Source organism: Streptomyces sp. 4N124, from assembly GCF_052245395.1.
Classification (GTDB): Bacteria; Actinomycetota; Actinomycetes; order Streptomycetales; family Streptomycetaceae; genus Streptomyces.
The window spans coordinates 1-14,242 of sequence record NZ_JBQQBS010000071.1; the positions used below are offsets into that span (position 1 = coordinate 1).

The window sequence follows — 14,242 nt, forward strand, 5'->3', positions numbered from 1 at the left end:
CGGTGGGCCCGTTGACGGCGGCGATACCGACGCCCTCGGCCAGCAGCGGTCGTACTTCTTCTTCGGTGGCTTGTACGGCGGCCATGGCGCCGCCCGCCGGCAGCGCCTGCATCAGACGCCCACGCGCGGCCACCAGCTTCGCGGCGTCGGCGAGGGACAGGACTCCGGCCACGTGGGCGGCGGCGAACTCGCCGATGGAGTGCCCGGCCAGATAGTCGGGCCTGATGCCCCACGACTCCACCAGCCGGAACAGCGCCACCTCGATCGCGAACAGGGCGGGCTGGGTGAACTCGGTACGGTTCAGCCGCTCGCCGTCCTCACCCCACATCACCTCCCGCAGCGGCAGGCCGTCCAGCTCGGCCAACACCGCGTCGAAAGCCTCCGCGAACACCGGGAACGCCTCATACAACTCCCGGCCCATACCGATCCGTTGCGCCCCCTGGCCGGTGAACAGGAACGCCGTCAGACCGTCGGAGGCGAGGCCGCGCAGTACGTCGGGGTGGGCCTCGTCGCGGGCGAGGGCGGCGAAGGCGGTGGCCGCGGACTCGCGGTGCTCGGCGAGGATCACCGCGCGGTGTTCCAGTGCCGCGCGGGTGGTGGCGAGGGAGTGGCTCAGGTCGAGGGCGGTCAGGTCGGTGCGCTCGGCGGTGTAGGTGCCGACGCGTTCGGCCTGGGCGCGCAGGGCGTCGGCGCTGCGGGCGGAGACGAGCCAGGGCAGGGGGGTGCCGGTGGGCCAGGGGGCCGGGGCGGGCGAGGGCTCGGCCGGTTCCGTCGTGGCGGGGGTGTCGGATGCCGGGTCGGTGCCGGCGGGCTCCGGCTCGGGGGCCTGTTCCAGGATGAGGTGGGCGTTGGTGCCGCTGACGCCGAACGCGGAGACGGCGGCGCGGCGCGGATGGTCGCCCTGCTGCCAGGGGCGGGGCCCGGTGAGGAGCTCGACGTTTCCGGCGGTCCAGTCGACGTGGGTGCTGGGCCGGTCGACGTGCAGGGTCTTCGGCATCGTCTCGTGCCGCATCGCCATGACGAGCTTGATGATGCCGCCGACGCCGGCCGCGGCCTGGGCGTGCCCGATGTTCGACTTCAGGGAGCCCAGCCACAGCGGCCGGTCCTCGCCGCGGCCCTGACCGTAGGTGGCCAGCAGCGCCTGGGCCTCGATCGGGTCGCCGAGTGTGGTGCCCGTGCCGTGGCCCTCGACGAGGTCGACCTGGGTGGCGGAGATGCGGGCGCTGCCGAGGGCCTCGCGGATGACGCGCTGCTGGGAGGGACCGTTGGGTGCGGTCAGGCCGTTGCTGGCGCCGTCCTGGTTGATCGCGGATCCCTTGATGACGGCGAGCACGGGGTGGCCCTTGGCGCGGGCGTCCGAGAGGCGCTCCAGGACGAGCACGCCGGCGCCCTCGGCCCAGCCGGTGCCGTCGGCGGCATCGGCGTAGGCCTTGGCGCGTCCGTCGGAGGCGAGACCGCCCTGGCGGGCCATGCCGATGAAGGGGCCCGGGGTCGACATCACCATGACGCCGCCGGCCAGCGCGAGGGAGCACTCCCGCTCGCGCAGGGCCTGTGCCGCCAGGTGGACGGCGACGAGGGAGGAGGAGCAGGCGGTGTCCACGGTCACGGACGGGCCTTCGAGGCCGAGCGCGTAGGACACCCGGCCGGCGATGACGGCGGCCACCGCGGCCGTGCCCATGAAGGGGCCGGCCGCCTCGGGAGCGGCGTTGAGCAGGTCGCCGTAGTCCTGGAAGCCGGATCCGGCGAAGACGGCGACCTGGCCGCCGCGCACCTTGTCGGCGGGGATGCCCGCGCGTTCCAGTGCCTCCCAGGACAGTTCCAGCATCAGCCGCTGCTGGGGGTCGATGGCGACGGCCTCGCGCGGTGAGATCCCGAAGAAGGCGGGGTCGAACTCCCCCGCCCCGTCGATGAATCCGCCCACCCGCGCGAAGTCGGCGTCCCCGAAGGCGTCGAGGTTCCAGCCGCGGTCCGTGGGGAACGGGGACACGGCGTCCACGCCGTCGTCCACCAGGCGCCACAGGTCCTCGGGCGAGCGGACGCCGCCGGGGTAGCGGCAGCTCATCGCCACGATCGCGATCGGGTCCTGCTCCTTGGCCTCGTACTCCTGCAGTCGCCGGCGCGTCCGGGCCAAGTCCGCAGTGACCCGCTTGAGGTAGTCAAGGAGCTTCTGATCGTCAGCCATTCCCCGCCTCGCAACGTCCTGTGGAATACGCATTGGTTCTGGTGGTTCTGGTGGTTCGTGCCCGTGCGCGTGCGCGCGGGCCTGTTCAGGCCAGGCCCAGTTCCTTGTCGATGAAGTCGAAGACGTCGTCGGCGGTGGCGTCCTCGGTGATGTGCCCGCTCGACGGCGTGCCGCCGAGCCTGGCCGTCAGTGCCTCCAGCCGGCCGGGGATCCGGTGGCGTTCGACGTCCTCGGGTGGCAGTGCCGCCAGGGTCTCTTCCAGGCGGTCGAGTTCGGCCAGGACGGACATCACCTGGCCGCCGCCGTCGGTGGCCGGGCACAGCTCGTCGCGCAGATGCGCGGCGAGCGCGGCCGGCGTCGCGTGGTCGAAGACCAGGGTGGCCGGGAGCTTCGTGCCGGTGGCGGCGGAGAGCGCGTTCCTGAGGTCGGTCGCGGCCACGGAGTCGAAGCCGAGGTCGGTGAAGGGACGGGCCGGGTCGAGGGTTGCCGGGTCGTCGTAGCCGAGCAGGGCGGCCACATGGCCGCGGACGAGGTCGAGCAGTGCCCGGCTCTGCTGGGCGGGCGGCAGTTCCCCCAGGCTTCGCGTGAACTCCCCGCCGTCCGCGGCCTGTTCGCCCTGGTCGCCGTCGCCGTGCAGGGCCGTCCGCGCCTCGGGCACGGCGTCCAGGAGGGGCCGCGGGCGGGCCAGGGTGTAGACGGGGGCGAAGCGTGACCAGTTGATGTCGGCGACGACGAGCCGGGCCTCGTCGTGGTCGAGGATCCGGCCCAGGGTGGCGACGGCGAGCCGGGGCTCCATGGGCGGGGTGCCGATCCTGCTGAGGGCCGCGCCGAGTTCGGCGTCGACCATGCCGCTGGCCCAGGAGCCCCAGGCGACGGAGGTCGCGGTGGCGCCGCGGGCGCGGCGGCGGTCGGCGAGCGCGTCGAGGAAGGCGTTGGCGCTGCCGTAGGCGGCCTGGCCGGCGCTGCCCCAGATCGCGGATCCGGAGGAGAACAGCACGAAGGCGTCCAGCGGGCGGTCGCCGAGCAGTTCGTCCAGGTGCTGGGCGCCGCCGGCCTTCGCGTCGGCGACGGCGGCGAACTCCTCAAGGGTCAGCTCGGACAGCGGGGCGATCCGCTGCATCACGCCGGCGGCATGCACCACGGCGGTCAGCGGGCGGTCCTCGGGGATCGAGGCGAGCAGGGTGCGCACGGCGTCGCGGTCGGCGACGTCGCACGCCTCGACCGTCACCGTCGTACCCCGCGCGGCGAGGTCGGCGACAAGGTCGGCGACGCCGTCGGCGTCGGGTCCGCGGCGGCTGGTCAGCACCAGGTGTTCGGCGCCCCGGTCGGCGAGCAGCCGGGCCACGTGGGCGCCGAGGCCGCCGGTGCCGCCGGTGATCAGGGTCGTGCCGCGCGGCCGCCAGTCGCGGACCGGCGATGTTGCGCCCAGCGGGGCGCGCACCATGCGGCGGCCGAGCACCCGCTCGCCGCGGACGGCGAGTTCGGTCTCCTCGCCGGGTGCGGCGAGGACGGCGCAGAGCCTGCCGACGGTCTCCTCGTCGATGGTGCCCGGCAGGTCGATCAGGCCGCCCCAGCGTTCGGGCAGGTCGAGGGCGAGGCCGGCGCCCAGGCCCCACAGGGCGGCCTGCCGCGGTGCGGGGGCCGCGTCGGCCGGGTCGGCGGCCACCGCCTGCGCGGTGACGCACCACAGCGGGGCGGCGAGTCCGGCGTCGCCGAGTGCCTGCACCAACGTCACGGTGGTGGCGGTGCCCCGGGACAGCGCGGGGTGGTCCGCGTGCGGCCGGTCGTCGAGGGCGAGCAGCGACAGCGCGCCGGCCAGCGCGGTGTGTGCCCGCAGTTCCCCGGCGAGCGCGGCCCGGTCCTGGTCACCGACCTCCAGGCGTACGGTCCACAGGCCCTGTGCGGCGAGACCGTCGGTGACGGCACGGATCCGGGGGTCGTCGGCGTGCCCCTCGGGCACGGCCAGCAGCCAGGTGCCGTCCGGCAGGGTCCGCTCCCCGGCTCCGGTCGGGGTACCGGCCGGATGCCAGGCGACGCGGTAGCGCCAGGCGTCCGTCCTGGCCTGCTCGCGCAGCCGCCGGCGCCAGTCCTTCAGCGCGGGCAGCACCTCGTCGAGGGCATGCGCGGGCGCACCCGTCCGGGCCGCCAGGGCCGCGCCGTCCTCGCGCTCCATGACCTCCCAGGCGACGGCGTCCGCCGCCTGCGGGGTCACGGGCGCGGCGGCCGCCGCGGACGTCTCGGGGTCACGCCAGAACCAGCGGCGCTGGAAGGCGTAGGTCGGCAGGCCGACCCGGCGGGCACCGCGCCCGGCGAAGAACGCCGCCCAGTCCACCGCCGTACCCCGGCAGTGGGCCAGCGCCACGCCCGCCACCAGTTCGGGCTCCTCGGCCCGCTCCCGCCGCAGCACCGGCACGAAGACGGCGTCCTCGGCGGACTGCTGCCCCATGCCGGTCAGCACGGCATCCGGACCCAGCTCCAGGAACGTGCCGACGTCCTTGCCGGCCAGGGTGCGGACGGCGTCGGCGAAGCGGACGGCTTCGCGGACGTGCCGCACCCAGTAGTCGGGGTCGGCGAGGTCGGTTGCGGTGGCCGTCTCGCCGGTCAGCGTGGAGACGATCGGGACGGACGGTTCGCCGTACGAAATCGAGGCGGCCACGTCGCGGAAGTCCGCCAGCATCGGTTCCATCAGCGGGGAGTGGAAGGCGTGCGAGACCTTCAGACGGGTGCTCTTGCGGCCCTCCGCCTCGAAGTGCGCCTTGATCCGCAGGACTTCGGTCTCGTCGCCGGAGACCACCACCGCGGCGGGCCCGTTGACGGCGGCGATACCGACGCCCTCGGCCAGCAGCGGTCGTACTTCTTCTTCGGTGGCCTGGAGCGCCACCATCGCGCCGCCCGCCGGCAGCGCCTGCATCAGACGCCCGCGCGCGGCGACCAGCTTGGCGGCGTCGGCGAGGGAGAGCACACCCGAGACATGGGCGGCCGCCAGCTCGCCGATGGAGTGCCCGGCGAGGTAGTCGGGCCTGATGCCCCACGACTCCACCAGCCGGAACAGGGCGACCTCGATGGCGAACAGGGCGGGCTGGGTGAACTCGGTACGGTTCAGCGCCTCCGCGTCCTCGCCCCACATCACCTCCCGCAGCGGCAGGCCGTCCAGTTCGGCCAGCACCGCGTCGAAGGCCGCCGCGAACACCGGGAACGCCTCGTACAACTCCCGGCCCATACCGATCCGTTGCGCCCCCTGGCCGGTGAACAGGAACGCCGTCAGAGCGTCGGTGCGGGAGGTGCCGCTCTGAATGACGCCGGGGGACGGTTCGCCGTGGATCAGGGCGCCGAGCCTGCGGGTCAGTTCGTCGCGGTCGGAGGCGAGGATCACGGCGCGGTCCTGGAGCGCGGTACGGGTGGTGGCCAGGGAGTAGCCGAGGTCGAGGACGCCGGGGGCGGTGTCGGACTCGACGAGGGTGAGCAGTCGCCGCGCCTGGGCGCGCAGCGCGTCGGTGCCCTTGCCCGAGAGGGGCAGCGGCACGAGCGTCGGGTTCCTGACGGTCGGCTCGGGCTCCTCGGGCTCCTCGGCCTGTTCGGCGGCGGGCGGCTCCTCGATGATCACGTGGCCGTTGGTGCCGCTGAAGCCGAAGGAGGAGACGCCGGCGCGGCGCGGCCTGCCCGGTGTGGCGGGCCAGTCGCGTGCCTCGGTGAGGAGTTCGATGTGGCCGGCCGTCCAGTCGACCTTGGGGCTCGGCTCGTCCACGTGCAGGGTCTTGGGCAGGACGCCGTGGCGGATCGCCTCGACCATCTTGATGATGCCGCCGACGCCGGCCGCGGCCTGGGCGTGCCCGATGTTCGACTTCAAGGAGCCCAGCCACAGCGGCCGGTCCTCGCCGCGGCCCTGCCCGTAGGTGGCCAGCAGCGCCTGGGCCTCGATCGGGTCGCCGAGTGTGGTGCCGGTGCCGTGCGCCTCCACGGCGTCGACCTGGTCGGCGGTCAACTGGGCGCCGGCCAGGGCCTGTTCGATCACGCGTCGCTGGGAGGGCCCGTTGGGGGCGGAGATGCCGTTGCTCGCGCCGTCCTGGTTGACGGCCGAGCCGCGCACCACCGCGAGGACCGGGTGGCCCTTGGCTTGGGCGTCGGAGAGCCGCTCGACCAGCAGCATGCCCACGCCTTCGCCCCAGCCGGTGCCGTCGGCGGCCGCGGCGAAGGACTTGCAGCGGCCGTCGGGCGACAGTCCGCGGTCCTGGCTGAAGCCGACGAAGGCGTGCGGGTGGGCCATGACGGTCGCACCGCCGGCGAGGGCGAGGGTGCACTCGCCGGAGCGCAGCGCCTGGATCGCCAGGTGCAGGGCGACCAGCGAGGACGAGCAGGCGGTGTCCACCGTCACGGCCGGGCCTTCCAGGCCGAGCGTGTAGGCGATCCGTCCGGAGGCGACGCTGGCGAGGCTGCCGGTGCCGCCGCCCACGAGGTAGTCGTGGTAGACGACGCCGGCGAAGACGCCCGTCCTGGTCTCCTTGAGCGAGGCCGGGTCGATGCCCGCCCGCTCCAGGGCCTCCCAGGCGGTCTCCAGGAGCAGCCGCTGCTGCGGGTCGGTCTCCTTGGCGTCCTTGGGGCTGATCTTGAAGAAGTCGGCGTCGAACTCCCCGGCGTCGTGCAGGAATCCGCCTTCACGGGCGTAGGTCTTGCCGGGCGTGGCGGGCTCGGGGTCGTAGAGGGTGGCCGTGTCCCAGTCCCGGTTCTCGGGGAAGGGCGAGATGGCGTCCCGGCCGGAACTCACCAGCTCCCACAGGTCTTCCGGGGTGCTGACGCCGCCCGGGAACCGGCAGCTCATGCCCACGATCGCGATGGGCTCGTGGTTCCTGGTCTCGGCCTCGCGCAGCCGCCGCCTCGTCTGCTGGAGATCGGCCGTCGCGCGTTTGAGGTAGTCGCGGAGCTTGTCGTCGTTCCCCATCGCTCATGAACCAATCTCGAGGTTGTCCAGTGCCTGGAAGAGCTCGTCGTCGGTGGCCGATGCGAAGTCGTCGTCGGGTGCGTCGGCCGCGGTGTCCTGCCGGGTGTCGCGCCAGGAGCGCAGGAGCGCTTCGAGCCGGGCCGTGATCCTGGAGGTCTCGCCGTTCAGTTCGGGCGCGGCGGCCAGCAGGGCCTCGATCCGGTCGAGCTCGGCGAGGACGGGCCGGGCCGGGCTGGTGTCCTGGCCCTGTGCCGCGGCCAGCAGGAGTTCGCTCACCGCCCGTGTGTTGGGGTGGTCGAACGCGAGGGTGGCGGGCAGGTCCGTGCCGGTGGCGGCGACGAGTCGCTTGCGCAGCTCACCGGCGGCCACGGAGTCGAAGCCGAGCTCGGTGAAGGCCTGTTCGGGCTCCACCTCGTCGAGCGACTCGTGGCCGAGTACGGCGGCCACCTGCTGCCGGACCAGCAACAGCGCGGCGCGCTCGCGTTCACCGCCGGGCAGGGCGAGGATCTCCCGCCAGCGGCCGGTGTCGGCGGCCTCGTCCTGACGGTCGGCGAGGTCCTGGCCGCTGCCCCCGACGACCACGGTCTCGCCGGTGATCTCGGCGAGCCAGTACGGGCGGCGCTGGAAGGCGTACGTCGGCAGGCCGACCCGGCGGGCACCGCGCCCGGCGAAGAACGCCGCCCAGTCCACCGCCGTGCCCCGGCAGTGGGCCAGCGCGACGGCCGCCACCAGCTCCCGCTCCTCGGCCCGCTCCCGCCGCAGCACCGGTACGAACACGACGTCCGTGTCCTCGCCGCCGGCCAGGCACTGCGGACCGGTCGCCGACAGCGGCCCGTCCGGCCCCAGTTCCAGGAACGTCGTGACGCGCTGCGCCTGCAGATGCGCGACCGCGTCGGCGAACCGCACGGTCCCGCACACATGCCGGACCCAGTACTCGGGGGTGCCGATCTCCCCGCCGCCGACCGGGGTGCCGGTGAGGGTGGAGACGATGGGGATGGCCGGTTCGCTGTAGGAGAGGGAGGCGGCGACCTCGCGGAAGTCGGCCAGCATCGGTTCCATCAGCGGGGAGTGGAAGGCGTGGGAGACCTTCAGGCGGGTGCTCTTGCGGCCCTCCGCCTCGAAGTGCGCCTTGATCCGCAGGACGTCGGCCTCGACGCCGGAGATCACCACCGCGGTGGGCCCGTTGACGGCGGCGATACCGACGCCCTCGGCCAGCAGCGGTCGTACTTCTTCTTCGGTGGCTTGTACGGCGGCCATGGCGCCGCCCGCCGGCAGCGCCTGCATCAGACGCCCACGCGCCGCGACCAGCTTCGCCGCATCCGCGAGGGACAGGACCCCGGCCACGTGGGCTGCGGCGAACTCGCCGATGGAGTGCCCGGCCAGATAGTCGGGCCTGATGCCCCACGACTCCACCAGCCGGAACAGGGCGACCTCGATGGCGAACAGGGCGGGCTGGGTGAACTCGGTACGGTTCAGCGCCTCCGCGTCCTCGCCCCACATCACCTCCCGCAGCGACAGACCGTCCAGCTCGGCCAACACCGCATCGAAAGCCGCCGCGAACACCGGGAACGCCTCATACAACTCCCGGCCCATGCCCAGCCGCTGCGCCCCCTGGCCGGTGAACAGGAACGCCGACTTGGTGCCCGTGCGGCTCGCGTCGCCGTGGACGACCGTGGCGGGGTGTTCGCCGTCGGCGGCGGCCGTGAGGGCGCGCAGGGCCTGGTCGCGGTCCTCGGCGAGGACCGCGATGCGGTGCTCGAAGGCGGTGCGGGCGGTGGCCAGGGTGTGGGCGAGGTCGAGCCCGGTGCCGTCCGCTCCGCCGCGCAGGTGTGCGGCGAGCTTCGTGGCCTGGGCGCGCAGCGCCTTCGGTGTGCGCGCGGACAGCAGCCAGGGCAGGACGGGGGTGGTGTCCTCGGCCGCGGGCGGCTCGGCCGCCTGGATCTCGGGGGCCTGTTCGATGACGACGTGGGCGTTGGTGCCGCTGATACCGAAGGAGGAGACACCCGCACGGCGCGGGTGGCCGGTCTTTGGCCAGGGCCGGGACTCGGTCAGCAGGCGGACGTTGCCCGCCGTCCAGTCGACCTGGGGCGAGGGCTCGTCGGCGTGCAGGGTGGCGGGCAGCGTCTCGTGGCGGATCGCCTCGATCATCTTGATGACGCCGGCGACACCGGCGGCGGCCTGGGCGTGCCCGATGTTCGACTTGATGGAGCCGAGCCACAACGGCTGGTCTTCGGGGCGTTCCTGGCCGTAGGTGGCCAGCAGCGCCTGGGCCTCGATCGGGTCGCCGAGGACCGTGCCGGTGCCGTGTGCCTCCACCGCGTCGACGTCGGCGGTGGTCAGGCCGGCGCCCGCGAGGGCCTGGCGGATGACACGCTGCTGCGAGGGGCCGTTGGGGGCGGAGAAGCCGTTGCTCGCGCCGTCCTGGTTGACGGCCGAGCCGCGGACCACGGCGAGCACGGGGTGGCCGTTGGCTTGGGCGTCCGACAGGCGCTCCACGAGCAGCAGGCCGACGCCCTCGGAGAAGCCGGTGCCGTCGGCCCCGGCGCCGAAGGAGCGGCAGCGGCCGTCGGATGAGAGGCCCTGCTGGAGCCCGAACTCGACGAGTACCTCGGTGGTGGCCATGACGGTCACGCCGCCGGCGAGGGCGAGGGTGCACTCGCCGGAGCGCAGCGCCTGGATCGCCAGGTGCAGGGCGACCAGCGAGGACGAGCAGGCGGTGTCCACCGTCACGGCCGGGCCTTCCAGGCCGTAGGTGTAGGACAGGCGGCCGGAGGCGATGGAGCCGGTGGCCCGGGAGCGTGCGTAGTCGTGGTACATCGCGCCGGTGAAGACGCCGGTGGCGCTGCCTTTGAGGGTCGCGGGGTCGATGCCGGCCCGTTCGAAGACCTCCCAGGAGGTTTCGAGGAGCAGCCGCTGCTGCGGGTCCATGCCGAGCGCGTCGTTCGGGCTGATGCCGAAGAAGGCGGCGTCGAACTCGGCGGCGTCGTGCAGGAATCCGCCGGAGCGGGTGTAGGTCTTGCCGGGGGTGCCGGGCTCGGGATGGTAGACGCCCTCGATGTCCCAGCCCCGGTCGGTGGGGAACTCCGTGACGGTCTCGGCGCCTTCGGCGACCAGCCGCCACAGGTCTTCGGGGGTCTCGACGCCGCCGGGATAGCGGCAGGCCATGGCGACGACGGCGATCGGTTCGTCCAAGGCGGCGGCCGTGGCGGGTGCGGCGGCCGGGGCGGACGAGCCGAGCGCGCTCTCCTTGAGGTGCTGGGCGGCGGCCCGGGCGGTGGGGTGGTCGAAGACCAGGGTGGCGGACAGGCGCAGCCCGGTCGCGGTGTGGAGCCGGTTGCGCAGTTCGACGGCGGTGAGCGAGTCGAAGCCGAGTTCTTTGAAGGCCCGGTCGGCGTCGACGGCGTCGGCGGAGTCGTGGCCGAGGACGTCGGCGACGTGGGTGCGGACCAGGTCGAGGAGGAGGCTGTCGCGTTCGGCCTCGGGCAGCCGGGCCAGTTGTTCGGCCAGCGAGGCGCCGCCGGTGGCGCCGCCGGCCCGCGCGGTCTTGCGGGCGGGGACGCGCACCAGGTCGCGCAGGACGCCCTGGACCAGGCCGGCGGCCGCCTGGGCGCGCAGTGCGGCCAGGTCGAGCCGGAGCAGCAGCACAAGCGGCTCGTCGCGGGCCAGCGCCTGGTCGAACAGCGCGAGTCCCTCGGGGGTCGCCATGGCGGGGAAGCCCTGGCGGCGCAGCCGTTCGATGTCGGCGTCGTCGAGCTGTCCCGTCATGCCGGTGCCCTCGGCCCACAGGCCCCAGGCCATGGAGGTGGCGGGGAGCCCGGCCGCCCGGCGGTGTGCGGCGAGGGCGTCGAGGAAGGTGTTGGCGGTGGCGTAGTTGGCCTGTCCGGCCGCGCCGAGGATGCCGGCGGCGGAGGAGAACAGGGCGAACAGCGCGAGGTCGTGGCCGGCGGTGAGCTCGTGCAGGTGCCAGGCGGCGTCCGCCTTGGGGGCGAGGACGGTGTCCAGCCGCTGGGGGGTGAGCGAGCCGACGACGCCGTCGTCGAGGACGCCCGCCGAGTGCACCACGCCGGTGAGCGGGTGCTGTGCGGGGACGGCGTCGAGGAGCGCGGTCAGGGCGTCGCGGTCGGCGGCGTCGCAGGCGGCGAGGGTGACGGTGGCGCCGGCGGCGGTGAGGTGGTCGCGCAGGTCGGTGGCGCCGGGGGTGTCGGGTCCGCGCCGGCTGGTGAGCAGCAGGTGGCGCACGCCGTGCTCGGCGACCAGGTGGCGGGCGACGATGGCGCCGAGGCCGCTGGTGCCGCCGGTGATAAGGACGGTGCCCTCCGGGTCGAGCGCGGGCGCGTCCTGGGTGTCGGACTCGGCGGCGCGGACCAGGCGGGGGACGTGCATCTGGCCGCCGCGCAGGGCGAGTTCGCCCTCCGAGGTGGCCAGGGCGGCCGGCAGGGCGGCGCGGGATGCCTCGGTGTCGTCGAGGTCGGCCAGCACGAACAGGCCGGGGTTCTCCGCCTGGGCGGCGCGGACCAGGCCCCAGGCGGGGGCGAGGGTGAGGTCGGGGGCCGGGTCGCCGTCGGCGGCGGCGACGGCGCCGCGGGTGACGACGACGAGGCGCGAGCCGGCGAAGCGTGCGTCGCCCAGCCAGGTCTGTACGAGGTCCAGGGCCCGGTGGGCGGTGGCGCGGACGGCGTCGGGCACGGTGGCGTCGGGCACCGGGAGTTCGACGAGCGCCGTCGCGGGCACCGGGTCGGCGGCGCGCAGGGCGTCGGCGTCGGTGAACCAGGCCAGGTCGGCGGCCGGGTCGGCGGCGGGGTCGACCGGTGCGGGGGTCCAGGCCGGCCGGTAGGGCAGGTCGCGGCGGCCGCTCGCGGCGCCGAGCTGGTCGGCCAAGACGGCGCGGGCGACGATGGAGCTCACGTCGAGGACGGGGCTGCCGGTGTCGTCGGCGGCCTGCAGCAGGGTGTGGCCGCGGCCGTCGGCGACGAGCCGGACGCGCAGCGCGGTGGCGCCGACGGCGTGCAGGCTGACGCCGGTCCAGGCGAAGGGCAGGACCGTTTCGCCGCCCTGCTCGCTCTCGTCGCCGACGAGTTCGGCGTGCAGGGCGGCGTCGAGCAGCGCGGGGTGCAGGCCGAACCGCTGGGCGTCGGCGTGCGCCTGTTCGGGCAGACGTACCTCGGCGAAGATCTCGTCGCCGCGCCGCCATGCCGCGGACAGCCCCTGGAACACGGGGCCGTAGGCGTAGCCGCGGCCGAAGAGCCGCTCGTAGGCGCCGTCCAGGCCGATGGGTTCGGCGCCGGCCGGCGGCCACTGGGCGAGGTCGAAGCCGGGCTCGGGGCGCTGCTCGGTCAGCACACCGCCGGCGTGCCGCACCCAGGGCATGTCGTCGCCGTCGGCCCGGGAGTGGATGGCGACGGTGCGGGCGCCGCTGTCGTCCGGCGCGCCGAGCATCACCTGCAGGGCGACGCCGCCGCGTTCGGGCAGCACCAGCGGGGCGTGCAGGGTGAGTTCGTCGAGGGTGCCGCAGCCCGCCTGGTCGCCGGCGCGGATCGCCAGCTCCACGAAGGCGGTTGCGGGCAGCAGGACGGCGCCGAGTGCCTCGTGCTCGGCGAGCCAGGGGTGGGTGCCCAGGGAGAGCCGGCTGGTGAACAGGTGTCCGCCGGTCTCGGCGGGCTCGAGGGCGGCGCCGAGCAGCGGGTGGTCGACGGCCTCCTGGCCGATGCCCGACACCTCGTCGCCCGGGGTCGGTACGTTCAGCCAGTACCGGCGGCGCTGGAAGGCGTACGTCGGCAGGTCCACGACCTGGGCGCCGGTGAAGAACCCGGTCCAGTCCACCCGTACTCCGCGTACGGAGGCCTCGGCCAGCGAGGTGGCGAACCGGTGCAGTCCGCCCTCGTCCCGGCGCAGCGAGCCGATGGTGGCCGCGCTCTGGCCGGCGGCGTCGATGGTCTCCTGCACGCCGACCTTGAGGATGTGGTGCGGGCTCGCCTCGACGAACACGCCGATGTGGTCGGCGAGGAGGGTCTGGACGGCCTCTTCGAACCGGACGGTCTGCCGCAGGTTCGTGTACCAGTACTCGGCGTCGAGGGCCGCGGTGTCCAGGAAGGCGCCGGTGACCGTGGAACAGAAGGGGATGTCCGACGTCCGCGGGCGGATGGGGGCCAGAAGGTCGATGAGCTTTTCGCGGATGGATTCCACGTAGTGCGAATGCGAGGCGTAGTCCACCGGAATCCGGCGCACCCGTGCCCCGTCGGCGGTGAGCAGGTCGAAGACCTCGTCGAGGGCGCCCACTTCGCCGCACACCACGGCGCTGCCGGGTCCGTTGACCGCGGCCAGCTGGATGCGGCCCTCCCAGGGGCGCAGCCGCTCGCGCAGGGTGTCGGCGGACAGCGACACGGAGATCATGCCGCCCTTGCCGGCCAGTTCCTCGCGGATGAGGCGGCTGCGCAGGGCGACGACGCGGGCGCCGTCCTCCAGGCTGAGTGCGCCCGCCACGCTGGCGGCGGCGATCTCGCCCTGGGAGTGGCCCACGACGGCGGCGGGTTCGACGCCGTAGGAGCGCCACAGGGCGGCGAGGGACACCATCACCGCCCACAGCACCGGCTGCACGACGTCCACCGGTTCCAGCGTGGGCTGGTCCCCCCGGCCGCGCAGGACGCCCTCCAGGTCCCAGTCGACGAAGGGCGCCAGCGCGCGGGCGCATTCGGCCATCCGTCCCGCGAACACCGGGGAGGTGTCGAGGAGTTCGACACCCATGCGGGCCCACTGAGAGCCCTGTCCGGGGAAGACGAACGCCACCCGGGGCGCGCCGCCGGTGACCGGTCCCGTCACGACGGTGCCGCCGGTGCCGCCCTGGGCCAGCGCGTCGAGCCCGGCCAGCAGGCTCTGCCGGTCCTCGCCGACGACCACCGCGCGGTGCGGCAGGGCGGCCCTGGTCGTCGCCAGGGAAAGACCCACATCGGCCGGGTGTTCATCCGGCCTTTCCGTCAGGTACGAATACAGCCGTCCGGCCTGGGCCCGAAGCGCCTGTGCACTTTTCCCCGAGATCAGCCACGGCATCGCCGGAGGCATTTCCTCACCGCTCACCCAGGACACCCCTCGAATTGGTAAACGAACATCACGCGCGTCGTGCAGAAGGA

Annotated in this window: 2 protein-coding genes and 1 pseudogene; all 3 read right to left on the bottom strand. The window is 74.2% G+C overall.

Annotated features, from left to right (window positions below; translation table 11 throughout):
- On the bottom strand, positions 1-2,182 hold a 2,182-nt coding region (locus tag ACTWQO_RS42280), incomplete at its 3' end, for a type I polyketide synthase (RefSeq protein WP_443242692.1).
- Between the two features lie 85 nt (positions 2,183-2,267).
- Entirely contained in the window at positions 2,268-7,118 is a 4,851-nt protein-coding gene (locus tag ACTWQO_RS42285; protein ID WP_443242693.1) for a type I polyketide synthase, read from the bottom strand.
- A gap of 287 nt (positions 7,119-7,405) precedes the next feature.
- A pseudogene (locus ACTWQO_RS42290) lies at positions 7,406-14,162 on the bottom strand (SDR family NAD(P)-dependent oxidoreductase); the annotation flags it as partial.
- Positions 14,163-14,242 lie beyond the last annotated feature (80 nt).

Excerpts from the sequence above, each read along its gene's own strand:
- ACTWQO_RS42285 (WP_443242693.1), bottom strand. The coding sequence starts at position 7,118 with ATGGGGAACGACGACAAGCTCCGCGACTACCTCAAACGCGCGACGGCC.